Annotated in this window: 23 protein-coding genes and 1 pseudogene; 22 read left to right on the forward strand and 2 right to left on the reverse strand. The window is 60.2% G+C overall.

The genetic code is table 11. The features are described from left to right. Positions 1-46 precede the first annotated feature (46 nt). The 15 genes and pseudogenes from ACA074_RS00695 to ACA074_RS00765 all read left to right on the forward strand — a co-directional run bounded on the left by ACA074_RS00695 (position 47) and on the right by ACA074_RS00765 (position 18,180). Complete coding sequence (locus tag ACA074_RS00695; RefSeq protein WP_187680321.1) at positions 47-1,399, forward strand: TolC family outer membrane protein; 1,353 nt, start codon at positions 47-49, stop codon at positions 1,397-1,399. 34 nt (positions 1,400-1,433) lie between these two features. Beyond that, positions 1,434-3,590, forward strand: a complete 2,157-nt coding sequence (locus ACA074_RS00700; RefSeq protein ID WP_187680320.1) for a type I secretion system permease/ATPase — start codon at positions 1,434-1,436, stop codon at positions 3,588-3,590. Then, entirely contained in the window at positions 3,580-4,947 is a 1,368-nt protein-coding gene (locus ACA074_RS00705; protein ID WP_187680319.1) for an HlyD family type I secretion periplasmic adaptor subunit, read from the forward strand. Before ACA074_RS00700 ends, ACA074_RS00705 begins: the two co-directional genes overlap by 11 nt. A gap of 363 nt (positions 4,948-5,310) precedes the next feature. Continuing rightward, entirely contained in the window at positions 5,311-5,640 is a 330-nt protein-coding gene (locus ACA074_RS00710) for a PAS domain S-box protein (protein WP_497678250.1), read from the forward strand. 72 nt (positions 5,641-5,712) lie between these two features. Continuing rightward, on the forward strand, positions 5,713-7,887 hold the full coding sequence (locus tag ACA074_RS00715; RefSeq protein ID WP_497678251.1) for a sensor domain-containing protein: 2,175 nt from the start codon (positions 5,713-5,715) through the stop codon (positions 7,885-7,887). 157 nt (positions 7,888-8,044) lie between these two features. Beyond that, on the forward strand, positions 8,045-8,941 hold the full coding sequence (locus tag ACA074_RS00720; RefSeq protein WP_497678252.1) for a TauD/TfdA dioxygenase family protein: 897 nt from the start codon (positions 8,045-8,047) through the stop codon (positions 8,939-8,941). A gap of 18 nt (positions 8,942-8,959) precedes the next feature. Next, the gene (locus ACA074_RS00725) at positions 8,960-9,985 is read left to right on the forward strand and encodes an ABC transporter substrate-binding protein (protein ID WP_262147089.1); all 1,026 of its coding nucleotides are present in this window, start codon (positions 8,960-8,962) and stop codon (positions 9,983-9,985) included. A gap of 5 nt (positions 9,986-9,990) precedes the next feature. Continuing rightward, positions 9,991-10,851: an ABC transporter ATP-binding protein gene (locus ACA074_RS00730; RefSeq protein WP_187680316.1), complete on the forward strand. Its 861-nt coding sequence runs from the start codon at positions 9,991-9,993 to the stop codon at positions 10,849-10,851. Between the two features lie 20 nt (positions 10,852-10,871). Further along, positions 10,872-11,738 (forward strand): ABC transporter permease, encoded by an 867-nt coding sequence (locus tag ACA074_RS00735; protein ID WP_401264663.1) that lies wholly within the window; start codon positions 10,872-10,874, stop codon positions 11,736-11,738. Positions 11,739-11,911: 173 nt separating this feature from the next. Next, positions 11,912-12,829 carry a LysR family transcriptional regulator gene (locus ACA074_RS00740; protein ID WP_187680314.1) on the forward strand — a complete coding sequence of 306 codons (918 nt, stop codon included), beginning with the start codon at positions 11,912-11,914 and terminating at the stop codon, positions 12,827-12,829. 221 nt (positions 12,830-13,050) lie between these two features. Continuing rightward, a complete protein-coding gene (locus ACA074_RS00745) occupies positions 13,051-14,589 on the forward strand; it encodes an MFS transporter (protein ID WP_497678253.1) in 1,539 nt (512 codons plus the stop codon). 26 nt (positions 14,590-14,615) lie between these two features. Beyond that, positions 14,616-15,686 (forward strand): HlyD family secretion protein, encoded by a 1,071-nt coding sequence (locus ACA074_RS00750; protein ID WP_497678254.1) that lies wholly within the window; start codon positions 14,616-14,618, stop codon positions 15,684-15,686. After that, entirely contained in the window at positions 15,683-17,230 is a 1,548-nt protein-coding gene (locus tag ACA074_RS00755) for an efflux transporter outer membrane subunit (protein ID WP_497678255.1), read from the forward strand. The genes ACA074_RS00750 and ACA074_RS00755 overlap by 4 nt, the downstream gene beginning before the upstream one ends. A 126-nt stretch (positions 17,231-17,356) precedes the next feature. After that, positions 17,357-17,817 (forward strand): annotated as a pseudogene (locus ACA074_RS00760) (aminoacyl-tRNA deacylase). 117 nt (positions 17,818-17,934) lie between these two features. Continuing rightward, on the forward strand, positions 17,935-18,180 hold the full coding sequence (locus tag ACA074_RS00765; RefSeq protein WP_497678256.1) for a DUF2789 domain-containing protein: 246 nt from the start codon (positions 17,935-17,937) through the stop codon (positions 18,178-18,180). A gap of 3 nt (positions 18,181-18,183) precedes the next feature. Here ACA074_RS00765 and ACA074_RS00770 read toward each other — a convergent pair whose 3' ends face one another. Beyond that, positions 18,184-18,465 carry a type II toxin-antitoxin system RelE/ParE family toxin gene (locus ACA074_RS00770; protein ID WP_497678257.1) on the reverse strand — a complete coding sequence of 94 codons (282 nt, stop codon included), beginning with the start codon at positions 18,463-18,465 and terminating at the stop codon, positions 18,184-18,186. Next, positions 18,462-18,740 (reverse strand): antitoxin of toxin-antitoxin stability system, encoded by a 279-nt coding sequence (locus ACA074_RS00775; RefSeq protein WP_497658432.1) that lies wholly within the window; start codon positions 18,738-18,740, stop codon positions 18,462-18,464. The genes ACA074_RS00770 and ACA074_RS00775 overlap by 4 nt, the downstream gene beginning before the upstream one ends. Positions 18,741-18,939: 199 nt before the next feature. Between ACA074_RS00775 and ACA074_RS00780 the strand changes: the two genes are divergently transcribed. The 7 genes from ACA074_RS00780 (at position 18,940) to ACA074_RS00810 (ending at position 26,484) form a co-directional block, all read left to right on the forward strand. Beyond that, a complete protein-coding gene (locus ACA074_RS00780; RefSeq protein WP_187680307.1) occupies positions 18,940-19,368 on the forward strand; it encodes a MarR family winged helix-turn-helix transcriptional regulator in 429 nt (142 codons plus the stop codon). Then, the gene (locus tag ACA074_RS00785; RefSeq protein WP_497678258.1) at positions 19,365-21,428 is read left to right on the forward strand and encodes an FUSC family protein; all 2,064 of its coding nucleotides are present in this window, start codon (positions 19,365-19,367) and stop codon (positions 21,426-21,428) included. Before ACA074_RS00780 ends, ACA074_RS00785 begins: the two co-directional genes overlap by 4 nt. After that, positions 21,425-21,634 carry a DUF1656 domain-containing protein gene (locus tag ACA074_RS00790; RefSeq protein WP_187680305.1) on the forward strand — a complete coding sequence of 70 codons (210 nt, stop codon included), beginning with the start codon at positions 21,425-21,427 and terminating at the stop codon, positions 21,632-21,634. The genes ACA074_RS00785 and ACA074_RS00790 overlap by 4 nt, the downstream gene beginning before the upstream one ends. Further along, the gene (locus ACA074_RS00795) at positions 21,631-22,518 is read left to right on the forward strand and encodes an efflux RND transporter periplasmic adaptor subunit (RefSeq protein WP_187680304.1); all 888 of its coding nucleotides are present in this window, start codon (positions 21,631-21,633) and stop codon (positions 22,516-22,518) included. The genes ACA074_RS00790 and ACA074_RS00795 overlap by 4 nt, the downstream gene beginning before the upstream one ends. Then, positions 22,515-23,957 (forward strand): efflux transporter outer membrane subunit, encoded by a 1,443-nt coding sequence (locus tag ACA074_RS00800; RefSeq protein WP_497678259.1) that lies wholly within the window; start codon positions 22,515-22,517, stop codon positions 23,955-23,957. Before ACA074_RS00795 ends, ACA074_RS00800 begins: the two co-directional genes overlap by 4 nt. Before the next feature lie 93 nt (positions 23,958-24,050). Further along, a complete protein-coding gene (locus ACA074_RS00805) occupies positions 24,051-24,686 on the forward strand; it encodes an NADH:ubiquinone oxidoreductase subunit N (protein WP_187680302.1) in 636 nt (211 codons plus the stop codon). Between the two features lie 292 nt (positions 24,687-24,978). After that, positions 24,979-26,484, forward strand: coding sequence for a YdgA family protein (locus ACA074_RS00810; protein WP_187680301.1), 1,506 nt, complete (start codon positions 24,979-24,981; stop codon positions 26,482-26,484). Positions 26,485-26,509: the final 25 nt, after the last annotated feature.

Consider the following 26,509-nt stretch of genomic DNA (forward strand, 5'->3'; position numbering starts at 1 on the left):
ACGTTTAGCTGTGATTCAAGACAAGTAGTTCTGGGAAATCGTTACCATGCGTTCGCATTTGTTCAAGGCTCTACCCTTCGCTCTCGCCGCGTCTTTCGCACAAGCACAATCCTTACCAGAAGCCATGCAACAGGCATTGGATGTCCATCCGGAAATCCAGGCAGGGGTCAACAGTCGTTTAGCTGCGGATTATCAATTAAAGGCAGCAAAGGGGGGATACCTGCCCAAGGTCGATCTGCTGGGCGGTTATGGCCGTGAAGGCACCGACAGCGTAACCACCCGCGCCAACGGTGGCGGCAATCATTGGGAAACCCTGAACCGCAGCGAGTCAAGTTTACGTCTTTCGCAAATGGTCTTTGACGGTTTTGCGACCTCCAGTGAAGTCGGGCGTCAACAAGCCAACGTTAACTCCCGCGCTTACTCGCTGCTGGGCACCTCGGAGCGCACGGCGTTAACCGTGGCCCAGGTTTATCTGGATGTGCTGACCCGCCGCGAATTCGTGCGACTGGCTGAAGAAAACCTCAAGAGCCACCAGCGCATTTATGACCAGATTCAGCTGCGTACCCAGCGTGGCGTGGGCAGTGGCGCCGACCTCGATCAGGCCGAAGCGCGGATGGCTCAGGCCCGCAACAACCTGATCACTGAGCAGACCAACCTCGCCGACTCCGAGACCAACTTCCTCAGCGCCGTCGGCCAGATGCCTGATCAATTGGAGCGTCCGGCGCCGTTCATGGCGATGATGCCGGCCAACCTCAACGAAGCGCGCGCGCAAATGCTGGAAAACAGCCCGATCCTGCGCTCGGCCGAGTCCGACATCGCTGCTGCAGAGAAGCAATACCAAACCGCCAAGTCGACGTTCTACCCACGCTTCGACGCCGAACTGGGCCGCACCGCCGACAACGATCTCGACGGCCAGAACGGCCACAGCAACGAATGGCAGGCCATGTTGCGCATGCGCTTCAACCTGTATTCGGGCGGTAGCAACAAAGCGGATCTGGAATCCAAGTCGTACCTGTCAAACCAGGCGCTGGACATCCGCAACAACGCCCTGCGTCAGTTGAATGAAGAGCTGGGCCTGGCCTGGAACGCCCTGAACAACGCTAACGCCCAGGTGCCAATCGCTCAGCAATACGTCGATCACAGCACCTCGGTGCGTACCGCCTACCAGCGTCAGTTCAGCCTTGGCGAACGCACCTTGCTCGACTTGCTCGACAGCGAAAACGAGTTGTTCACCGCTTCGCGGCGTCTGGCTGAAATCAAAAACATTCAGTTATTTACTCAATACCGAATCAAGGCGACCATGGGCGAGTTGCTCAGAAGCCAGGGAGTGGTCGCACCGTTGGCATCCGTTGTGCAGAACGACGTGAAGCCCAAGGTCCAGTTGCCTGGGATGAATTGAGTTATCCCTTTTCAATTGCCAAAGAGTGTCGAGCGTGGAATCAGAAGTCAGTCGAGTTCATCTCAGTCATGATCCACGCGCGTTGCACGACGATCCGTTACTGGACGGTCTGCTAGCCCTTTGCATGCTGCACCAGAAACCCGCCAGCGCGGCGATGCTGACCACCGGCCTGCCGCTGCCCAAACAACGCTTGAGTGTCGAGTTGCTGCCCCGCGCGGCGGCTCGCGCCGGCCTGCAAGGTCGGGTGCTGCAACGCAAGCTGGAAGAGATTCCGGCGATCGCCATGCCGGCGTTGTTGCTGCTCAAGGACGGCCGCAGTGCCGTACTGCTTGGCTGGCAGGATGAAAATCAGGCCCGGGTGCTGCTCAGCGAAAGCGATGGCGGCGAATCGGTGGTCAGCCGCGAACTGCTTGCCGATGACTACACCGGCAAAGTCTTCTTCGCCCAGCCGCAACACAAATTCGACGTCAACCACGGCACGCTGATTCCGCGCGCCCGCTCGTGGTTCCGCGACACCCTCAAGCGTTCGCGCTGGCTGTACGCCGACGCCATCGCCGCCAGTTTCCTGATCAACATCATTGCCATGGCCGCGCCGCTGTTCGTGATGAACGTCTACGACCGCGTAGTGCCAAACCAGGCCGAGGCGACCCTATGGGTGCTCGCACTGGGCATCACCGGCGCCTACATCTTCGACCTGATCCTCAAAAGCCTGCGCAGCCTGTGCCTGGATCTGGCCGGCAAGAAAACCGACCTGATCATCTCTGCGACGCTGTTCGAACGCATCGTCGGCATGGCCATGAAATACCGCCCGGCGCGGGTCGGCAGCTTCGCCCAGAACATCCACGAGTTTCAGAGCCTGCGCGACTTCCTCGCTTCGCTGACCCTGACCAGCCTGATCGATTTGCCGTTCACCATCCTGATCTTCATCGTCATCGCCATTCTTGGCGGGCATCTGGTGTGGATTCCGGTGCTGGCGTTCCCGATCGCTCTGCTGATCGGCTATGCCTTGCAAAAGCCGCTGGTGGCAACCATGGAACGGACCATGGCCCTCGGCGCCGAGCGTCAATCGAGCCTGATCGAAACCCTCGCCGGCCTCGACGCGGTGAAGGTCAACAACGCCGAAAGCGAACGCCAATACCAGTGGGAACAAACCATCGGCACCCTCAGCCGCTTGGAGCTGCGGGTGAAAATGCTGTCCGGTCTGGCGATGAACATCACCCTGCTGATCCAGCAACTGGCCGGGGTGATCATGATTGTCTTCGGCGTCTACCAGATCATCGACGGTCATCTGAGCATGGGCGGCCTGATTGCCTGCTACATGCTCAGCGGCCGCGCACTGAGCCCGCTGGCCTCGCTATCCGGTCTGCTGACCCGATATCAACAAGCTCGGGTGACCATGACCTCGGTAGACCAGATGATGGAGCTGCCGCAGGAACGCAACTTCGAAGAGCGCCCACTGAGCCGCAAGGTTCTGCAAGGCGCCATCGAATGCCGTCAACTCAACTTCACCTACCCGGAACAACAGAACCCGGCGTTGAAGAACATCAATCTGGTGATTCGTCCCGGCGAGAAGATCGGCATCATCGGCCGAAGCGGTTCGGGCAAGAGCTCGCTGGCGAAACTGCTGGTGGGCCTGTATCAGCCGGACGACGGCGCGTTGCTGGTCGACGGCGTGGATATTCGCCAGATCGACGTCAGCGAACTGCGCTACAACATCGGCTACGTGCCGCAGGACATCCAGTTGCTCGCCGGCACCCTGCGCGACAACCTTGTCTCCGGCGCGCGCTATGTAGAAGACGAGCTGGTACTGCAAGCCGCTGAACTGGCCGGCGTTCACGAATTCGCCCGTCTGCATCCGCAAGGGTATGAACTGCAGGTCGGCGAGCGCGGGCAGAACCTGTCGGGCGGTCAACGCCAGAACGTCGCCCTGGCCCGGGCATTGTTGCTCAATCCGCCGATTCTGTTGATGGACGAGCCGACCAGCGCCATGGACAACACCGGTGAAGAACGCCTCAAGCAACGCCTCGCGGCGGTGATTGAAAACAAGACCGTGGTGCTGGTGACACACCGGGCATCACTGCTGTCGCTGGTGGATCGCCTGCTGGTGATCGACCGTGGACAGATTCTCGCCGATGGCCCGAAAGCCGCCGTGATGGAAGCGTTGAAGAAGGGGCAGATCAGTGTTGCTTAAGTCGGGTGTCAAGGATTCGATCCGTCGTTACTTCAAAGGCTCCGCTTCGCTGCAGGGCCAGCCACTGCCGGAGGTCAACAAGGCGCTGATAGAAGACGCCCCGCGCGTCGTTCGCCTGACCATCTGGGCGATCATCGGCTTCTTCGTCTTTCTGATGCTCTGGGCCAATTTCGCCGTGATCGACGAAGTGACCAAGGGCGACGGCAAGGCCATTCCTTCGTCCAAGATCCAGAAAATCCAGAACCTTGAGGGCGGGATCGTCGCCGAACTGTTCGTCAAGGAAGGCCAGATCGTCGAGGCCGGCGCGCCGCTGATTCGTCTGGACGACACACGATTTGCCTCCAACGTCGGCGAAACCGAAGCGGATCGGCAGTCGATGTTGCTGCGCGTGGAGCGCCTTAGCGCCGAAGTCGATGACCGTCCGTTGAATTTCCCGGAAGACGTAGTCAAAGCGGTGCCGGGTCAGGCCAAGAGCGAAGAATCCCTGTACATCAGCCGCCGCCAGCAATTGCACGACGAGATCGGCGGGTTGCAGGAGCAGTTGATCCAGCGCCAGCAAGAGCTGCGCGAATTCAGCTCCAAGCAGGCGCAATATCGCCAGCAACTCGGCCTGCAACGGCAGGAAATCAACATGTCTGAGCCACTGGTGGCGCAGGGCGCGGTATCCCCAGTAGAAGTGCTGCGTCTCAAGCGTGCCGAAGTGGAAACCCGTGGTCAGCTCGACGCCACGACTCTGGCTATTCCCCGCGCTGAATCGGCGATCAAGGAAGTGCAGCGCAAGATTGACGAGACTCGCGGCAAATTCCGCAGCGAAGCGCTGACCCAGCTCAACGAAGCCCGCACCGACCTGAACAAGGCCCAGGCCACCGGCAAAGCGCTGGAAGACCGAGTCAGCCGTACGCTGGTCACCTCGCCGGTACGCGGCATCGTCAACAAGTTGCTGGTCAATACCATCGGCGGCGTGATCCAGCCGGGCAGCGACATGGTAGAAATCGTGCCGCTGGACGACACCTTGCTGGTCGAAGCCAAGATCCGCCCGCAGGACATCGCGTTCCTGCATCCGGGGCAGGAAGCGATCGTGAAATTCACCGCGTATGACTACACCATCTACGGCGGATTGAAGGCCCAACTGGAGCAGATTGGCGCCGACACCATCACCGACGAAGACAAGAAAACCACCTACTACATCATCAAAGTGCGCACCGAACGCAGCCACTTGGGCACCGATGAGAAGCCGTTGCTGATCATTCCAGGGATGGTGGCGTCGGTGGATATCATCACCGGCAAGAAGTCGGTGTTGAGTTATCTGCTCAAGCCGATCATTCGGGCGCGGGCCGAGGCGTTGCACGAGCGCTAGCCGTTTACGGACCGTGCTGTAGCAAACTCATGAATCCCTGCGTCATGCCCGTGACTGCAGGGATTTTTTATTGATTTAAATCAACGCGATCATGACGCAGTAGCGGCATATTGATATCGGCACAAGACCGATACTTCTACTAATAATGAGACATGTCAGCATGCTGAATCTTCAGGCCTGGTGGATCGACTTTGCCGATCCCGCTTCCCTCACCAATCGTTCGCGATTGCGCTTCTCGATTTCTCGCTGACCATCACCGTTGAACTGGTCCCGCTCGTGCGGCGCGCCGGGTGCATCTTCCGATGCCTGTTGTTTGGGAAGGACCCCAGCCCTTTTGACTCTCCCGAACAGTAGATCTCTGCCATGCCGAACCGTACGGATCTTTCGCAAGTCTTCATTCAGACGCTTGAGCAAAGTGTCGACAGTGTTGTGGTCATCGACAGTCAGAACCGGATCATTTTATTTAACGAAGCCTCGGAAAAGCTTTGGGGGTACCGGCCTGACGAGGTAATGGGGCGAAATGTCGAAGTTTTGGTGCCCAAGTTGCATCGTGCTGCCCATGACGGCTACATCGAAGCGAACCGGCGCACCGGCAACAACAAAATCGTCGGAACCAGCCGTGATGTCCTGATCGAGTGCAAGGACGGTGGGCGACGCTGGGGGGCGATGTCGATTTCCAGGATCGACTCGTAAGGACAGATTCTGTATGCGGCCTTCATCAAGGACATCACTCGCCAGCACGAAGAACAGCGCCGGCTGTATCTGTTGTCACTGGTGGTGGATACCACAGAGAACGCCATCATCATCACTGATGCGAGCTGGTCGATCATTTACGTAAACGACGGTTTTACGCAGATGTTCGGTTACAGCGCACAGGACGTCACTGGCAAAACCCCGGTGCAGGTGCTGGCGCCTCACGTCGGGCGCGCCCAAGTCGTTTCGTTACGTCATCGATTGGGTGAGGGTGAAGCGTTTCACGGTCAGGAGTACTGCTACCACCGTGATAGTCGGCTGATATGGTGCAACATCACCACTTATCCGGTGCGTGACGCGCATGGACACCTGACCAATACCGTGACGGTCATGATCGACGTGACGCATACACGGATGCATGAGGTCCTGCGCCACAAGATGCTCGAGGCCATGGTTCGCGAAGAGTCACTGGAAACCCTGATGAACCTGATGTGCATTGAGGTGCAGCGAATTGCACCGGAGGTGATTGCCACGGTTTTGCGGGTCGATGGGCAGGGCCTGTTGCATACGCTGGCAGCTCCGGGTCTGCCCGTCAGTTACTCTCGGGCGCTGGACGGGACGCCGCTCGGGCCTCAAGCGGGCTCCTGCGGGACCGCAGTGTTCCGTGGCGAGGCGGTCATGGTTAGCGATATTGCTACCCATCCGCTCTGGGACAGATTTCGTGATCTGGCTTTGCCGCTGGGATTGCGGGCTTGTTGGTCAACGCCGATCAAGAGCAGCGACGGACGTGTGCTGGGCACCTTTGCGTTCTATTACCGCGAACCCCGCGAGCCGAGTCCTCTTCACTATTTGCTGGTGGATGCGACTATTCATTTGTGCGCATTGGCACTTGAGCGCGAGGAGTCCCGCCTGCACATTCAGCAGTTGGCGTTCTATGACGACCTGACCGGCCTAGCCAATCGCAACCTGCTGCACGCGCGCGCGGAGCAGGCAATCGCCCACGCTTCGCGGCACCATTCGCACCTGGCGGTCGTGTTCATTGATCTGGATCGGTTCAAACAGGTCAATGATTCCTTGGGGCACCCTGCCGGTGATGAGTTTCTGCGTGTCATCGCGCATCGGTTGTCCGAGCGTCGCCGCGAGAGCGATATCGTCAGCCGGCTGTCCGGTGATGAATTCGTTCTGGTGTTACCTCAATGCACCCTGGAGCATGCGACCGACCTGATCGAGCAACTGCGAAGCATGCTGAGTGCCCCATGCCAGATTTCAGGTGTGACACTCAGGCCGTCGATGAGCATCGGCGTGAGTATGTTTCCCGAGGATGGACGCACGATGGAGCAGCTGTTGCAGCGTGCCGATATGGCGATGTATCAGGCCAAGACCAGTGGTCGCGGCTGTGTTTCCTTTTTCAGTGATGGACTGGACCAATTGGCCCAGGGGCGGTTGCGCCTGGAGGCGGCGTTACGCGAGGCCATCGAATCGGAGGCTTTGCATCTGGTCTATCAGCCTCAGGTTGATTTGGGGAAGTCCCGTTTGTACGGAATGGAAGCGCTCGCACGATGGACGCACCCCAAGTTGGGTGAGGTTTCTCCATCGAGTTTTATTCCGCTGGCTGAAGAGTGCGGCCTGATCGGTGAGTTCGGTTTGTGGGCGTTGCGTGAAGCCTGTCGTCAGTTGGCGAGTTGGCGCAAGCAGGGGCTGTGGGTTCCGGCGGTCTCGGTCAATATGTCGCCGACCAATTTCCACAACCGCAATCTGTCGCAGATTATCGCCCGAACGCTTGAGCAGTACAGATTGGAGGCCGGGGACTTGACGCTGGAGATCACCGAAAGCGTTTTAATGGACGCCAACCCCGATACCCTCACCACCATCGAAGAGGTGCACGCGTTAGGCATATGCCTGGCGATGGATGATTTTGGAACCGGGTATTCCAGCCTGAGTTACTTGCGTCGCATGCCGATTCAGGAACTTAAGCTGGATCGCACCTTCGTGCATGATCTGGAACGCGATGCAACCAGTCAGGCGTTGAGTGAAGCCGTGATCCGCATTGGCGAAAGCCTGCAACTGAGGGTAGTGGCTGAAGGCATCGAGACGGCAGCACAGCAGCGCATCCTGCAAGACCAGGGGTATCGGATCGTTCAAGGGTTTTTCATTTCCCGGCCGATGTTGGCTGATGATCTGGGGCCGTGGCTGCAAATGTATGTGGCGACAGTTGGCAACAACGACAGTCATATCGTTATTCATTAACGGTATTTAATTTCCAATTCTTATAGCTATAAAGTCACTCCCCTGCGTACCTGCCGACCAATCGGCGCGCCGCACGACCTGAACCAACACGCAATCCAGCGTGAGTTTCTGATCGACGCGCGCGCCCATGAGCGCGCCGTGCGTGGGAGATTGAAAGATGTCCGCAGCCACTGCCACCCCAAGCGCCGCGACCGCCGCGCCGCAAACCTTCGAAATTCGCCCGTTCAGCGGTGCCGTCGGCGCCGAGATCATCGGCCTTGACCTGACCCGTCCGGTCAACGACCAGGACTTCTCGCGCATTCACCGCGCGCACCTCGATCACCACGTCGTGGTGTTCCGCGACCAGCGCATCACCCCACAACAGCAGATCGACTTCAGCCGCCGCTTCGGCGTGTTGCAGATCCACGTGCTCAAGCAGTTTCTGCTGGCCAACCACCCGGAAATCCTCATCGTTTCCAACATCGTCGAAAACGGCCAGAACATCGGTCTGGGCGATGCCGGCAAGTTCTGGCACTCCGACCTTTCCTATAAAGAGCTGCCGAGCCTTGGCTCGATGTTGCATGCGCAGGAGCTGCCGTCCGAGGGCGGCGACACTTTGTTTGCCGACATGCACAAAGCCTGGGACAACCTGCCCGAGGCGCTGCGCAAAGCGGTCGAAGGTCGCTGCGCTGCGCACTCCTACACCGCGCGTTACAGCGAGACCAAATTCGAAGGCAATTGGCGCCCGACCCTGACTCCCGAGCAACTCGCCCAAGTCGCCGAAGTGGTGCACCCGATTGCCCGCACCCATCCGGAAAATGGTCGTAAGTCGCTGTTCGTCAGTGAAGGCTTCACCACACGCATCGTTGGCCTGCCGCACGACGAGAGCAAACAACTGCTCGCCGAGCTCTACGCCCACAGCGTGCTGCCGCAAAACATCTACCGCCACCAATGGCAGCCCCACGACATGGTGTTCTGGGACAACCGTTCCCTGATCCATCTCGCCGCCGGTTGCCCTGCGCACCTGCGCCGCAAGCTGTATCGCACGACCATTCAGGGCGACGCGCCTTTCTGATTTGCCGGAGATTCGATCATGTCCAAACGTCTTCCATTTGCGCCGCTGGCCGCGGCCATCGGCCTGGGTTTCAGTCTGATTGCCGGCAGCCTGGTGGCGCCGACCGTGGCTCACGCCGAAGGTGAAATCCGCATCGCCGAGCAGTTCGGCATCGTCTATTTATTGCTCAACGTGGTGCGCGATCAGGGCCTGATCGAGAAGTACGGCAAGCAGGAAGGCCTCGACATCAAGGTCGACTGGACGCAGTTGTCCGGTGGCGCGGCGGTCAACGACGCGCTGCTCTCCGGCTCCATCGACATTGCCGGCGCTGGCGTCGGCCCGCTGCTGACCATCTGGGATCGCACCCACGGCAAGCAGAACGTCAAAGCCGTGGCCTCGCTGGGCAACTTTCCGTACTACTTGGTGAGCAACAATCCCAAGGTCAAAACCATTGCTGATTTCACCGAGAAGGATCGCATTGCGGTACCGGCGGTGGGCGTCTCCGTGCAGTCGCGTTTCCTGCAATACGCGGCAGCCAAGCAGTGGGGCGACAAAGAATTCAATCGTCTCGACAAATACACCATCGCCGTTCCGCACCCGGACGCCACCGCTGCACTGATTGCCGGCGGCACCGAGCTGACCGGGCATTTCTCCAACCCGCCGTTCCAGGATCAGGCGCTGGAAAACCCCAACGTGCATGTCGTGCTCAATTCCTACGACGTGCTCGGCCCGAACTCGCCTACGGTGCTATTCGCCACCGAGAAATTCCGCAACGACAACCCGAAGACTTACAAAGCCTTCGTCGAAGCGCTGACCGAAGCTGCGCAATTCGCCCAGAACGATAAAGGCGCGGCGGCCGACACTTACATCCGCGTGACCAAAGCCAAGATCGACCGCGCCGCCTTGCTGAAAATCATCGACAACCCGCAGTTCGAATTCAGCGTCACGCCGAAAAATACCTACCCACTGGCCGAATTCCTCTACCGCGTCGGCGCGATCAAGAACAAGCCTGAATCGTGGAAGGACTACTTCTTCCAGGACGCCAAACCGCTGCAAGGGAGCTGACCAGGATGAATGCCCCTTTGCAAGGCCACGCGGCCAGCAACCCGGTCGCCACGGCGCAAGCGCTGTTGGCGGTCGACCAGGTCAGCCTGGAATACCGTACGCCGCAACGCGTCGTCCGAGCGACTCACCAGGTCAGTTTTGAAGTCGATCAACAGGATCGCTTCGTGCTGCTTGGCCCGTCCGGCTGCGGTAAATCCACCTTGCTCAAAGCCGTCGCCGGGTTCATCCAGCCTTGCGAAGGCGAGATCCGACTGCAAGGCCAGCGCGTTGATGCGCCGGGGCCTGACCGGATCGTGGTGTTTCAGGAATTCGATCAACTGCCACCGTGGAAAACCGTTAAACAGAACGTGATGTTTCCACTACTGGCCTCGCGCACGCTGAAGAAAAAACAAGCCGAAGAACGTGCACTGCACTATCTGGAAAAGGTCGGCCTGGCGGCGTTCGCCGATGCCTATCCGCATACCTTGTCCGGCGGCATGAAGGCGCGTGTGGCGATTGCCCGGGCGCTGGCGATGCAGCCAAAAATCCTGCTGATGGACGAGCCGTTTGCCGCACTCGATGCGCTGACCCGACGCAAGATGCAGGAAGAATTGCTGCTGCTCTGGGAGGAAGTGCGCTTCACCCTGTTGTTCGTTACGCACTCGATTGAAGAGGCGCTGGTGGTCGGCAATCGCATCCTGTTGCTGTCGCCGCATCCGGGGCGGGTGAGGGCGGAAGTCCATAGCCATCAATACAACCTGCAAAGCCTTGGCGGTGTGGCGTTTCAGGAGTCGGCACGGCGCATTCATCGGCTGTTGTTCGATGAAGGCCAGTCGCCGGAAACCGAGCTCGACCACGACTTCAACGACATTCGCATCGCTTATTGAGCGGCCTGGAGGATTGCCCGATGAGCCAATCATCATCTGTAAGACATGAATTCGAAACCGTGCTGCAGCCGCTGACCAGCGTACCGGTCGAGCGCGAATTACCTATCGGCCAACGCTTGTGGCAACAGGGCTGGCTGCGTAAAAGCCTGATCCTGATTTTGCTCGCGGTGCTGTGGGAAATCGTCGCCCGGGTGCAGGACAACGATCTGCTGCTGCCCAGTTTTGTGCAGACCAGCCATGCGCTTTACGACGGTCTGCTCAGCGGCGAATTGCTCGGCAAGGTGTGGATATCGCTGGTGGTGCTGCTCAAGGGGTATCTGATTGGCATTGTCTTGGCGTTTGCCCTGACCACGTTGGCGGTGTCGACGCAGTTTGGTCGCGATCTGTTGAGCACGCTGACCTCGATGTTCAATCCGCTGCCGGCGATTGCCCTGCTGCCGCTGGCCTTGCTGTGGTTTGGGCTGGGGCAGAACAGCCTGATTTTTGTGCTGGTGCATTCGGTGTTGTGGGCGCTGGCGTTGAATACCTATGCAGGGTTTCTCGGCGTCTCGGAAACCCTGCGCATGGCCGGGCGCAACTATGGCCTGAAGGGCATGCGTTTTGTGCTGTTTATCCTGATCCCGGCGGCGCTGCCGTCGATTCTCGCCGGGCTGAAGATTGGCTGGGCGTTTGCCTGGCGTACGTTGATCGCCGCTGAGTTGGTGTTCGGTGCGACCAGTGGCAAGGGCGGGTTGGGCTGGTACATCTTTCAGAATCGCAATGAGCTGTATACCGACAAAGTGTTTGCCGGGTTGGCGGTGGTGATCCTGATCGGGTTGCTGGTGGAGAATCTGGTGTTTGACACGCTGGAGCGGGTGACGGTGAAGCGTTGGGGGATGCAGCGCTGATTTGTCGCGCTCCGACCGGCCCCTTCGCGAGCAGGCTCGCTCCCACATTTGAAATGCATTCCCATGTGGGAGCGAGGCTGCTCGCGAAAGCGTCGGTCCGGCCACCGCCTCATTAGCTGAATGTTTGCTAGCATTGCGCGCAGATCAATCCATATCATCTACGAGTGCTCAGCATGCAACTCCCGGACATGAACCTTCTGGTCGCCCTCGACGCCTTGCTCGACGAGGGCAGCGTGGTGGGCGCCGCGCGGCGAATGAACCTCAGCCCGGCAGCCATGAGCCGAACCCTGACGCGCATTCGCGAAGCCATCGGCGATCCGATTCTGGTGCGCGCCGGCCGGGGCCTGGTGCCGACACCCAAAGCATTGGAGTTGCGTGAACAGGTGCGTGATGTGGTCGAGCAGGCCGCGCTGTTGTTCCGTTCGGCGGACACTGTGGAACTGGGCAGTTTGCGTCGGCGCTTCAGCATTCGCGCCAATGACTTTTTCATCGGCGTGTACGGCGGCAAACTGTTCGATACCCTCGACCAGCAGGCGCCGCACTGTGAACTGCGCTTCGTCCCGGAAGGCGATGGCGACGATGAAGCGCTGCGAGAAGGCCGGATCGACCTGAGCGTCAGCAACACCCGCCCGGTGACCCCGGAAGTAAAAGTGCAGAACCTGTTTTCCACGCATTTCGTCGGCCTGGTGCGAGAGGATCATCCACTGCTCGACGGCGAAATCACTGCCGAGCGTTATGCCGGTTTCTCCCACATCAGCATGTCGCGGCGTGGCATTGCGCGTGGGCCGATCGATACGGCTCTGAATGCGCTAGGTCTGGAGCGGCGAGTGGCAGTGATTGCGCCGAGTTTTCATGCGGCGATGTTTGCTCTGCCGGATTCCGACCTGATCCTGCCGGTGCCCAAGGAAGCGCTGTTGAGCGTGCGGCGGTTGGGCTTGAAGCTGCGCTCCTTCAACCTGCCGATTCCGTTGCCGACCCTGATGCTGACTCAGGCCTGGCACCCGCGCTTCGACAAGGACCCGGCGCACCGTTGGTTGCGTGAAACCCTCAAGACTTGCTGCGATGAGACCTGGCTCGCCGCGCAACCCTAATCCCACAATCGACACAAACCCCTGTAGGAGTGAGCCTGCTCGCGATAGCGGTGTATCAGTCAACGTAGATATCGACTGAAACGATGCCATCGCCAGCAGGCTCACGCCTACAGGATTAATCGTTGTGTTTGACACACTTATATCCTGCCAATAAGTCAATTTTCGTCAGCACTAAGCCCGACTAAGATGCTCCGGTATTTTTCCCTCCGGAGTTTGCATTCATGACATCCCTGACGGTCCCGGCGCCAATGGCCGCGACCAGCCCGGCGACGGCGGCCGCGCCACCGGCATTCGGGGCGCGGATCATCATCGGCCTGGTCGGCGTGCTGGTCGCGGTGCTGGTGTCGGGCCTCAACGAGATGGTGACCAAGGTCGCCCTGGCCGACATTCGCGGCGCGCTGAACATTGGTTACGACGAAGGCACCTGGCTCGTCGCCAGTTACACCGCCACCTCGGTCGCGGCCATGGCGTTCGCGCCGTGGTGCTCGGTGACGTTCTCGCTGCGCCGCTTCACCCTCTGCGCGATCAGCCTGTTCACCTTGCTCGGCGTGCTGTGCCCCTTTGCCCCGAACTACGAAAGCCTGCTGCTGATGCGCACCCTGCAAGGTCTGGCTGGCGGCGCGTTGCCGCCGATGCTGATGACCGTCGCCCTGCGCTTCCTGCCGCCTAACTTCAAACTTTATGGCCTGGCCGGTTACGCGCTGACGGCCACCTTCGGCCCCGGCCTTGGCACGCCGCTGGCGGGGTTGTGGACCGAATACGTCGGCTGGCAATGGACGTTCTGGCAAATCATCGTGCCGTGCCTGATCGCCATGGTCATGGTCGGTTACGGTATCCCGCAGGACCCGCTGCGGCTGGAGCGCCTCAAGACGTTCAACTGGAAAGGCCTGCTGCTGGGTTTTCCGGCGATCTGCATGCTGGTGATTGGCCTGTTGCAGGGCAATCGGCTGGACTGGTTCGAGTCGGATCTGATCTGCGCACTGCTCGGCTCGGGGTCGCTGCTGCTGGTGGCGTTCCTGATCAACGAGTGGTCGCAGCCGATTCCGTTTTTCAAGTTGCAGATGCTCGGCATCCGTAACCTGGCGTTCGCGCTGATGACCCTGGCCGGTGTGTTGGTGGTGCTGCAAGCGGTGGTGTTGATTCCGTCGAGCTATCTGGCGCAAGTGCAGGGTTATCGCCCGGTGCAGACCGCGCCGATCATGCTGATCGCGGCGTTGCCGCAGTTGATCGCGCTGCCGCTGGTGGCGGCGCTGTGCAACCTGCGCTGGGTCGATTGCCGCTGGGTGCTTGGCATCGGTTTAAGCATGCTGACGGCATCCTGTTTGGGCGGCTCGCTGCTGACCTCGGAATGGATTCGCGACAATTTCTACGTCCTGCAATGGCTGCAGATCTTCGGTCAACCGATGTCGGTACTGCCGCTGTTGATGCTCTCCACCGGCAGCATCCAGCCAACGGACGGGCCGTTTGCCTCGGCTTGGTTCAACACTGTGAAAGGTCTGGCGGCGGTGATCGCCACCGGGGTGCTCGAGGCGCTGACCACGGCGCGTCTGCATTTTCACTCGACCATGCTGGTCGACAGCCTCGGCAACTCACCGTTGGCCGACCGCAGCGATCCGGGCCTTGCCCATCGCCTGCACGAACAGGCCGTGGTGCTGACTTCTTCTGACCTCTATGTGTGCATGGCCGGCGTTGCAGTGGCGCTGATCCTGCTGATTTTCTGGCTGCCGACGCGGATCTTCCCGCCACGCGCACCGACTTGATTGCTGTACTGAAAATGAAGGTTTTTATGACGACTCAAGCAAAGCAAAAACTCGCGGTGGCCGTCGCTGCTGCGCTGGCGGTGGGCGTGCTGTTGTATATGGCGGTGCCCGGCCTTTTTGGCAAACGTACCCAGCAAAATACCAACGACGCTTTCGTCTCCGCTGATTTCACTTTAGTGGTGCCGCGCGTGGCCGGTTTCATCAAGGAAGTGTTGGTAGAAGACAACCAACGGGTACAGGCCGGGCAGTTGCTGGCGTTGATCGATGATCGTGATTTGCGTGCCGCCGCTGAGGCCGCGGATGCGCAAACCCTGGTCGCGCGCGCGCAGTTGCAGAACGCCAAGGCCACGCTCGAACGCCAGACCTCGGTGATCGCTCAGGCGCAGGCCTCGGTGGTCTCGGCCAAGGCTGAAATGGCGTTTGCCCAGCAGGAATTGAATCGCTACAACCACCTCGCCGGCGTGGGTGCCGGTACAGTACAGAACGCGCAACAGGCCCGTACGCGTATCGATCAGGCCTCCGCGCGGCTGGACACGGCGAGCGCGAAACTGGCGGCCGAGCGCAAGCAGGTGGAAATCCTCACCGCCCAGCGTAATGCCTCTGAAGGTACGTTGAAACATGCACAGGCGGCGCTGGAAATCGCCAGTTTCGAACTCTCCTACACGCGCATCACCGCGCCGCAGGACGGCATGGTCGGCGAGCGTGCCGTGCGCGTTGGCGCCTATGTGACGCCGGGCAGCAAGCTGCTGGCGGTGGTGCCGTTGCAGCAGGCCTATGTGGTTGCCAACTTTCAGGAGACGCAATTGACGGACGTGCAACCGGGCCAGCAAGTGCAGGTGCGCGTCGATAGCCTCGGCGGCGAGGCACTGAGCGGCCGCGTCGAAAGTATTGCGCCAGCGACCGGCGTGACCTTCGCGGCGGTGAAACCGGATAACGCCACCGGCAACTTCACCAAAGTGGTGCAGCGGATTCCGGTGAAGATTGTGCTGGAGCCTGGGCAGCCACTGGCCGAGCGGTTGCGGGTGGGGATGTCGGTCGAGGCGAGTATCGATACGCGTAGCTCGGCGAAATCGGTGCGCGAGGTGACTCAGCGATGAGCTTCTTTGAACGAACTGACGCCTTCGCGAGCAGGCTCGCTCCCACAGGAGAAACGCATTCCAAAATGTGGGAGCGAGCCTGCTCGCGAAGAGGCCGCTGGCAGCAACTCGCTTTGGGTGCCCTGCTCGCGATAAGTCTCAGCGCCTGCACCGTCGGCCCTGACTTTCAAAAGCCTGAAGCCACGCAAATCGCCGACTGGGCAAAACCCGCCAAATCCGCCCCCAGCCGAGCCGTCAGCGAACCGCTGAACGAACGCTGGTGGGAAGTCTTCAACGACCCACAACTCTCGGCCCTTACTCAACGTGCCGTGCGCAGCAACCTCGACCTGCAACTGGCCAGCAGCCGCCTGCAACAAAGCCGCGCCGCGCGCCAGGTAATCACCGTTGATCGCTACCCCAACACCGCCGCCACCGGCAGTTACGCACGCAAGCGCAACAGTGGCGAGGGCTTGAACGATCCGTCCGGGCACAACGGCGATTCCGCGTTCAATCTGTGGGACGCCGGTTTCTCGGCCTCGTGGGAGCTGGATTTTTGGGGCCGCGTGCGCCGCGAAACCGAAGCTGCCGATGCCAACCTCGAAGTCGCCGAAAACGACCGTCGCGGTGTGGTGCTCGCCGTCCTCGCCGACACTGCGCAGAACTACATTCAGTTGCGCGGCGTGCAGAACACCCGCGCCGTCACCGAGCAAAATCTCGACGTTGCCCGCCACAGTCTGAAGCTCTCACAACTGCGTCTGAATGATGGCGTGGCGACAGATCTGGACGTCGCCGAAGCCGCCGCGCAAGTTGCGGCCATCGAATCGCGCCTGCCGGCGCTGGAACAGCGTCAATCGCAACTGATCAACGCCATCAGCTTATTGATGGGCGAGCCGCCGCAAGCCCTGGCCAAGGCGTTATCCACAGACGCGGCGGTGCCGCAGTCGCCGCTCACGGTCGCCATCGGCTTGCCGTCGCAACTGGCCGAGCGCCGTCCGGACATCCGTCAGGCCGAAGCGCGGCTGCATGCGGCCACCGCCAACATCGGCGTGGCCAAGGGCGATTTCTATCCGCGCATCACCCTGTCCGGCAATCTCGGCTCGCAAGCGATGCAGTTGAGTGACTTCGGTTCGTGGGGCTCGCGCGCGTTCGGCATCGGCCCGCAATTCAGCCTGCCGCTGTTCGACGGCGGCCGCCTGCGCGGCATGTTGCACCTGCGCGAAGCCCAGCAACAGGAAGCGGCCATCGGCTACCAGCAAACCGTACTGCGCGCCTGGCACGAGATCGACGATCAACTGACCGCCTACAACGCCAGCCAGCGTCGCCGCGACAGCCTCGCCGAAGCCGTGCGCCAGAACCAGATCGCCCTGCGCACCGCGCAACAGCAATACGTCGAAGGCGTGGTCGATTTCGTCAACGTGCTCACCGTGCAGAGCGCGTTGCTCGCGACTCAGGAGCAGTGGGTGGAAAGCTCCACCGGGGTTTCGCTGGCGATGGTCGGGTTGTACCGGGCGTTGGGTGGGGGATGGGAGTCGGTGTATCCGGCAGCAGAAATGGCCGCTGAGTAACTCGATCGGCCTGAAATTTGAGTAATGTGCGCAGGTGTCCAGTGGGCGGATTTCCCTGCGCCAGCGGTGTGCCGAACTAGACTCAAAGACACGGCAACAGCGTTCAGCGCAACACCGAGGTGCATCATGCGTATGGCCAAAAAGGTGCAAAGCAGCCTGACCCGGGCGCATTGCGAATATGACATCGTCGCCCACCGGCACTCGTCCAGCAGCCTCGAAACCGCAAGGGTTTCCGGGGTGCCCGCCGAGCGCGTGGCGAAATCGGTGGTCCTCGACGACCACCACGGGCATTACCTGATGGCGGTGCTGCCGGCCAGCAATCATCTTGATTTGACCAAGGTGCGCAGTGGCGGCGAATGGCAGATCACCCGCGAGAGCAATCTGGCGCACATCTTCGATGACTGCGAGCGCGGCGCGGTGCCGCCGCTGGGGGATTCCTACGGGTTGGACATGGTCATCGACCCGCTGCTGACGCGGCAGAAGGATATTTATCTGGAAGCCGGCAACCACGCCTATCGCTGCACATGAGCATGCCGGAGTTTCTGAAAATGGTGCCGCATGCTGAGGTGCGGGAGTTGAGTCATTAGTTTCGCTGCCGCCTTCGCGAGCAGGCTCGCTCCCACAGGGGGATTGCGTTCAATCTGTGGGAGAGAGCCTGCTCGCGAATCATTTTCCAGGCCCCACGTGTCTGAAGGAGTTCATCCATGGAAAACCCAACCCACAGCCTCCCATCGCTATTCAAACAGCTCGGCCTGGACAACGACCCCACCGGCATCGAGCAATTCATCGCCACTCATTCCCCACTCAAACCCGAACTGCACCTGGCGGATGCGTTTTTCTGGAGCAATAGTCAGGCAGGTTTTTTGCGCGACGAGATTCTGGGTGATGCCGATTGGGCGGAGGTGGTGGATCAGTTGGATGTGTTGTTGCGTAAGGGGCGGGCGGGTTAACCACTACGTTGAAAAGGGCCAGGCCCGCGCTGTATGAACCAGCGCCATTATCCAGATTGCATCTCGATCTGGCTGATAGACAAGACGATAACTGGGATGGGGAATTATTTCGCGAGTGCCGGCAATGATGCCGACCGGGCCGATATTGGGGTTTTGGGATATTCGGGAAGCCGCTTCAGTGAAGCGGCGATCCATTTCGAGGGCCGCTTGTGGATTTGCGGCGTGGAGATAGTCCCAAATATTTTCACGATCCTGCACAGCTTTTTTAGTCCAGATAATCTTCATCCTTGATTTTCTACTAGCCTGCGCCTGGCGGCGAATTGTGCTTCAACTTCCTCGTTGGACAGGCCGTCACCCGCTGCCATTTCGTCTCTCGAGAGGTCGACCTTGCGTTGTAAAAAGGTCTCGTACTCGCGGGCTTCCTGTTGAGACCGAACAAACTGACGCATCATTTCGCGCATGATCTGCGATGCAGGTCTATGCGACGCCTCCGCCTCTGCCATGAACTGGTCGCGCAGCTCGGGCTCGAGCTTCATTGTGAAAACGGCTTGTTTGGACATCTCTGGACTCCATAAGAGGCTTGGTACTAACGAGGTATATACAACGTTGGTATGAATTTAGGAACTTTCAGTCACTACTTGCGACCAACGGGGCAATTTGTTTCAAAACTTGACTGATTTTCCCCTCCAATGCGATATTGATAGTTAGCAAACTAACAGTGTGCATTTTCTCGTGCCCGATACCCTCGACGCTCTCCAGATGAACATCAGCAGTGCCATGGTGGTGGCCGCCAGGCATTGGCGGAAGATCTGCCAGACCACGCTGGTCAATTACGGAATCTCCGAAGCCTGCGCCGTGCCGTTGTTGATGATCGGCCGGTTGGGTGAGGGTGTGCGTCAGGTGCAGGTGGCGCAGGCGGCCGGGATGGAGAGTCCGTCGCTGGTGCGTTTGCTCGATCAGTTGTGCCATGCCGGGTATGTCTGCCGCACTGAAGATGCGCAGGATCGGCGCGCCAAATGTCTGAGCCTGACCGACACCGGCCGTGAACTGGTGCAGGCGGTGGAAATCGAACTGGTGCGCTTGCGTCACGAAGTGCTCGAAGGGATCGATCAGAGCGATCTGGAGGCTACGCTTCGGGTACTCAGAGCTTTTGAGGCGGCCAATCCGCCGTTGGTGGTTAATTCTTGAACGGTTTTTTCACTGGCATTCCGCCGGCCCGGGACTGGTTCTACGGGGTTCGTACTTTTGCAGCGTCGATGATCGCGTTGTACATCGCCATGCTTATGCAAATGCCACGTCCGTATTGGGCGATGGCCACGGTGTACATCGTCTCCAGCCCGTTTCTCGGGCCGACCAGTTCCAAGGCGTTGTACCGCGCCGTCGGCACTTTTCTCGGTGCCGCAGCGGCGGTTTTTTTCGTGCCGATGTTTGTGCAGAGCCCTTATGTGCTGGTGGTGGTGATCGCGTTGTGGACGGGGATTCTGCTGTTCCTGTCCCTGCATCTGCGCACGGCCAACAGTTACGCGTTGATGCTCGCCGGATATACCTTGCCGCTGATCGCCTTACCGGTGGTGGATAACCCGCTGGCGGTGTGGGACGTCGCGGAAGCGCGCACCGAAGAGATTTTCCTCGGCATCGCCGTCGCCGCCGTGGTCGGTGCGATGTTCTGGCCGCGTCGCCTGGCGCCGGTGTTCAACGATGCCGTGAGCAAGTGGTTCACCGATGCTTCGACTTACAGCCTGAAGTTTCTCAGCCGTGACGTGCAGCCCGAAGAAGTCACCGCCCTGCGCATGGCCATGGTCGCCAGTTTCAACAGCCTCGAATTGATGATCGGCCAATTGCCCCACGAAGGCTCTCGGCCGCAAACCGTGCGTAACACCAAGGAGTTGCGCGGACGGATGATTCATCTGCTGCCAGTGATCGATGCGCTGGAAGATTCGCTCTACGCCCTCGAACGGCGCACGCCGGAACTGGTGGCAAAATTCGCGCCGCTGCTGGCCGCGACCCGTGAATGGCTCAGCCATCAGGATGCCGATCTCGACCGCTGGCAAGCGCTGAAAGACCAACTCGAAGCCCTGCAATCGAGCGCGCAAGCGCTGGAAGATCGCAAGCAATTGTTGTTCTCCAACGCCTTGTACCGTCTCGGCGAATTCATCGATTTGTGGCAAGACTGCCGCAGTTTGCAGGACGCGATTCTCTGCGAGCGGCAGGACAGCTGGCGCGCGGTGTATCGCCACTGGCGTCTTGGTCGGCTGACGCCGTTTCTCGACCGTGGGTTGATGATGTACTCGGTGGCCTCGACCATTCTGGCGATCATCGTCGCCTCGGTGCTGTGGATTCTGCTCGGCTGGCCGGACGGCGGCAGTGCGGTGATTCTGGCGGCGGTCGCGTGCAGCTTCTTCGCCTCGATGGACGACCCGGCGCCGCAGATTTACCGGTTCTTTTTCTGGACGGGCATGTCGGTGCTGTTCGCCAGTCTCTATCTGTTTCTGATTCTGCCGAACCTGCATGACTTCCCGATGCTGGTATTGGCGTTTGCCATCCCGTTCATCTGCGTCGGCACGCTGACGGTGCAGCCTCGCTTCTACCTTGGCATGCTCCTGACGCTGGTCAACACCTCGTCGTTCATCAGTATTCAGGGCGCGTATGACGCGGACTTTTTCGCATTCGTGAACTCCAACCTCGCGGGGCCGATGGGCCTGTTGTTCGCGTTTATCTGGACGCTGGTGGCGCGTCCGTTCGGCGCCGAGCTGGCGGCCAAGCGCCTGACCCGGTTCAGTTGGAAAGACATCGTCGACATGACCGAACCGGCGAATCTGGCCGAACACCGGCAATTGGGCGTGCAACTGCTCGATCGCCTGATGCAGCATCTTCCGCGTCTGGCCCTGACCGGCCAGGACACCGGCATCGCCATGCGCGAAGTGCGCGTGGGCCTGAACCTGCTTGATTTGCTCGCCTATACCCCACGCGTGAACGGCGTGCCGAAGACGCTGTTGCAGCAAGTGGTCGCCGAAGTCGGCGAGTATTTTCGCGCCTGCCTCAAGGCTGGCGAACGCCTGCCGGCGCCGAGCGGTTTGTTGATGACTCTGGACCGCACCCGCCGCGCGCTCAATGGCCATGGCGACGAAGAAACCCGACTACATCTGTTGCACGCCTTGAGCGGTTTGCGTCTGGCGTTGCTGCCGGGCGTCGAATTCGTTTCCAGCGCCGAGCCCGAAGAACCGCTGCCCGATGGAGCGCCCCTATGATCGGTGATCTGGACATCAGCGGCATTTTCCTGCCGACCCTGCTGGTGTTGATGGGCATCACTTATGTGCTGTTTCTGCTGGTGCACAGCGTGCTTACGCGGCTGCACTTTTACCGTCTGGTCTGGCACCGGGCATTGTTCAACGTGGCGCTCTACGCCGTACTGCTGTACGGCGTGGACTCACTCAGTCGATACCTGATGACATGAAAAAACCGTTTTTGACTATCGGTCGCGTGGTACTGACCCTGCTGATCGTGACTTTTGCCGTTGTCCTCGTCTGGCGCATGGTGATGTATTACATGTTCGCCCCCTGGACCCGTGACGGCCACATTCGTGCCGACATCATCCAGATCGCGCCGGACGTGTCCGGGCTGATCCAGCAGGTCGAGGTGAAGGACAACCAGTTGATCAAGCGTGGCCAAGTGCTGTTCAGCATCGACCAGGACCGTTTCAAACTGGCCCTGCGTCAGGCCAAAGCCGCCGTTGCCGATCGCGAAGAAACCCTGGCGCAGGCCCAGCGTGAAGCCAAGCGTAACCGTGGCCTGGGCAATCTGGTGCCGGCCGAGCAACTGGAAGAAAGCCAGTCCCGCGTGGCCCGCGCACAATCGGCATTGGCCGAAGCCATGGTCACGGTGGACAGCGCCCAACTCAACCTTGATCGCTCGGTGATCCGCAGCCCGGTGGACGGTTACGTCAACGACCGCGCGCCGCGTACGCAGGAATTCGTCACCGCCGGGCGCCCGGTGTTGTCGGTGGTCGACAGCAACTCGTTCCACATCGACGGCTATTTTGAAGAAACCAAACTCGACGGCATTCATGTCGGGCAATCGGTGGATATCCGCGTGGTCGGCGATCGCGCCAAGCTGCGCGGGCATGTCGAAAGCATCGTCGCCGGCATCGAGGACCGCGACCGCACCAGCGGCAGTAACCTGTTGCCCAACGTCAACCCGGCGTTCAGTTGGGTGCGGCTGGCGCAGCGGATTCCGGTGCGCATTGCCTTTGATGATGTGCCGGCGGACTTCCGCATGATTGCCGGGCGTACCGCCACCGTCTCGATCATCGACGATCAAAAGCAGGAGCCCGCGCAATGAACAGGGCCCTGATGATCGCCGGGTTGGGTGTGATGCTCTCGGCCTGTCAGATGGTCGGGCCGGACTATCAGGTGCCCGATGACGCGGCGATTCAGCGCAAGGACTTTCAGGGCGAACTGGCCGTTGCGGGCAAACCGGTGGTGTCGGCGCCGGTTCCGGCGGACTGGTGGCGGTTGTACAAGGATCCGCGACTGGATCAACTGGTGCAGCAGGCCATGGCCTCCAACACTGATCTGCGCGTGGCGGCAGCGAACCTTGCGCGGGCTCGCGCGCAAGTCGATGAGGCCGAGGCGGCCGGTGGCTGGAGCGCCGGCGTGAAGATGGGTGCCCAGCGTTTGCAGGAATCCGGTCAGGCGTTTTTGCTGCCGGAAAAAGTCCCGGTCGACAACGTCGGCGATATTGGCATCAGCGCTTCTTATCAGTTCGATCTGTGGGGCACTCTGCAACGCGGTATCGAAGGCGCGAAGGCTAACGCCGATGCGACTCAAGCGGCGGCTGACACTGCACGCATTACCTTGGTGGCCGACGTAGTTCGCGCCTACACCCAGGTTTGCGCGGCTAATGAAGAACGGGAAATTGCCCAACATTCCCTCGACCTGCAATCACAAAGCACCACGCTGACTCAGCGCTTGCGTGACGCCGGGCGTGGTGATGAAACCCAGGTCACTCGCTCGCAAACCCAATTCAAATCCCTGCGCGCCGAGCTGCCGCGCTATGAAGCGGCGCGTCAGGCCGGGCTGTTTCGCCTGTCGATGCTGCTGGCCAAACCGGTCGATCAGTTGCCTGCCGGCACGGCGACCTGCGCCGAGTTGCCGAAAATCGCCCAATTGGTGCCGGTCGGTGACGGCGCCGCGTTGCTCAAGCGTCGCCCGGATATTCGCCAGGCCGAACGTCGACTGGCCGCTTCGACTGCGGGCATCGGCGTCGCCACCGGCGAGTTGTATCCAGACATCAGCATCGGCGCGACCATCGGCACCGTCGGTCTTATTGACGACTTGGGTGATCCATCGACCAACCGCTGGGGTTTCGGCCCCTCGCTGAGCTGGAAAGTCCCGACCAACGGCGCCCGCGCGCGAATCCGCGAAGCTGAAGCGTCGACCCAAGGCGCACTGGCGCATTTCGACGGCGTGGTGCTCAACGCCATTCGCGAAACACAGACCGGTCTGGCCCAGTACAGCGCGTTACTGCAACGCCGCGATGCCCTGGCCGACGCCGAGCAGTCGGCGAAACTCGCCGCAGACCAGACGCACCGCTTCTTCCAGGCCGGGCGCGAGTCGTTCCTCGCCGACCTGCAAGCAACCCGCACCTACACCGATGTCACGGCGCAACTGGCCGCCGCCAACACGCAAGTCGCCATGAGCCAGATCGATTTGTTCCTCGCTTTGGGCGGCGGCTGGGAAAGCGGACGAACGCAAGCTTCAAGCCCGAGCAAACCCTGAGGCCATAGCTATGCTTTGAAGTGTTGAAGGGGCGCCCCGTGCAAAGCGCCCCTTCAGCGCACATTGCTAGCGCTGGTCTAGGGGAAACCAATAATGAAAAACCCTTACGCTCTCGGCTTCTGGTGCGCCCTCGTAGCGTTGGTGCTGCTCTCGGCCACCTATTTTTACGGCATCATGCTGGCCCACCAGATCGACAAGGCCATGGTTTTCCTCGACAGCGCCGTCGCGCTGATTGCGGTCATGGCAATCGTGGTGGTGGCTTGGGCATCGCTCCAGGTTCAGCGGGTGAAGAAGCGACAACTTGAACAGGGCAAGACCCTGGTGCTGATCTGGGACACCAAAGTTGCCCTGCGCAAGGTCGAAACCGTGTTCGACCGATATTTCTGGGGCAGCTACTGGCAGCCCGGCCGGACTTTCGCCGAAGTCATGGGCGAACTCACCGGCACGCCGCTGGAAAAAAGCCTCGAGGCGCTGAAGAAACAGTGTCTGGAACTCGACAAGCAGATCGACAGCGAAGGTTGGCACTGGCTGAACAATGCCCGGGAATTGTCCGACGTCGCCACGGCCATGGCCCGCGAACGCTATCAACTGGACTTCTGCGACCCGCGCGCCGATGGGCCGGGCGGGGCAGTGATCGATCGGGATTTCGAGGTGCTGGTGTATACCTGGACGGCGCGGCTGAAGAGCTTTGATCATCAACTCGATGAGATCGAGGTTCAGTATTCCTGATTTTTGGCTGAATCATCTGGCCCCTTCGCGAGCAGGCTCGCTCCCACAGGTACAGTGTTGTCCTTGTGGGAGCGAGCCTGCTCGCGAAGGCGGACTGAAAAACACTGAAACTCTCCCGGCCTGTCGACTGTCCACACTCCCCATAGACACTCTTTCACCTTTAAACATTGAGCCGTCTCCCGCGCCCAGTGCTAATCTCCACCGCTAAATTCAGCGGAGTCGAGCCGCAACCCGGTCACGGGTTCAGGGAAGACGACCACACTTTCAGCCACGGAAATCGATCAGGTCATTCATGAATAAATCAGCAGGCGTGCTACTCGGAATTGTTGTTGCCATCGGCGCGATCAGCGCAGGCGGGGCCTGGTACACCGGGACCAAGATCGAAGGCGTATTGAACAACGCCGTCTCTAACGCCAACAAAGAACTGCAAACCGCCATGGCCGGTTCCAACGGCACCGCGTCGCTGGAACTGGTGTCGCTGGAGCGCCACACCTTCACCAGCACGGCGCACTATCGCCTCAAGGGTGAAGGCGAGATGTTTGGCGATGCGCCGGTCGAGCTGCTGTTCGTCGACCACATCGAGCACGGCCCGCTGCCGTTCTCGCGTCTGGTGTCGCTGAAATGGCTGCCGGTGATGGCCACCAGCAACTACCAGCTGGAAAAGAATCCGGCCACCGAAAAATGGTTCGCCGCCACCAAGGGCGCTGCCCCGCTCAAAGGCGTAACCAACATCGGCTACGACGAGTCCACCACCAGCACCGTCGACCTGCTGCCACTGGAAACCGCGCTGGATGAGCAGTCGAGCCTGAAGTTTTCCGGCCTGACCCTGAACATCTCCGCCAGCGCCCAGGCACAGAAGGTCAAGGCTGACGGCTACATGGACAGCCTGAAACTGGTGACTGTGGCTGAAGATCAGGCGCCGGTGCAGATCGAACTCAACGGTCTGACCTTGGCGAGCAACCTCACCAAGAGCAGCTACGGCTACTACACCGGCAACAACACCCTGGAGCTGTCCAACAGCAAAACCACCTTCGGCACCAAGCAATCGGTGCTCGGCGTGAAGAACTTCGAAATGAAGAACCTCACCGAAGAAAACGGCAGCAATGCGTCCGGCCGTGCTGACTACACGGTGGGTGAAGTAACGCTCAACGACAAGAAAATCGGCTCGGCCAGCATGGCCATGAGCCTGAAAAACCTCGACATCCCGTCGACGATGTCGCTGATGCAGATCTACCAGACCAAACTGCAGCCTTACGAAAAAGCCGCCGCCGAAGCCACGGCAGCCGGCCTGCCGGCACCGGAGCTGAACCTGACCGAAGCCGAGTCGGCGCAGGTCAAGGCTGACCTGCAAAAACTGCTGGCCGCTGGCCCGCAAGTGGCGCTGGAGAATCTGTCGCTGAAAACCGCCAACGGTGAGAGCCGCGCGAATCTGGTGATCGACCTGACCAAGCCGCAATCGATGGATCTGCCGCCTGATCAACTGGGCAAACAGCTGATCGCGTTGCTTGATCTCAATATCACCGTGTCCAAGCCGATGCTGATTGATCTGCTCAGCGTGCAGGCGCAACTCGATGGTCAGACTGATGCCAAAGCCATCGTCGATGGGGCTACCGGCGCGGCCGACATGTTCTCCGGGATGGCCGTCGGCTCGCAGTTGGCGATCGTGGAAGGCACCAACGTCGTGACCAAGCTGCATTACGCCGCCAATCAGGTGGAATTCAACGGCCAGAAGATGACCGTCGAGCAGTTCGTCGGCTTCCTGATGAGCAAGTTCGCGGGCGTCACGCAAGTGCAGTAATACTGCGCTCTTAATAGAAACGCCC

The organism is Pseudomonas sp. LBUM1655, from assembly GCF_059716085.1.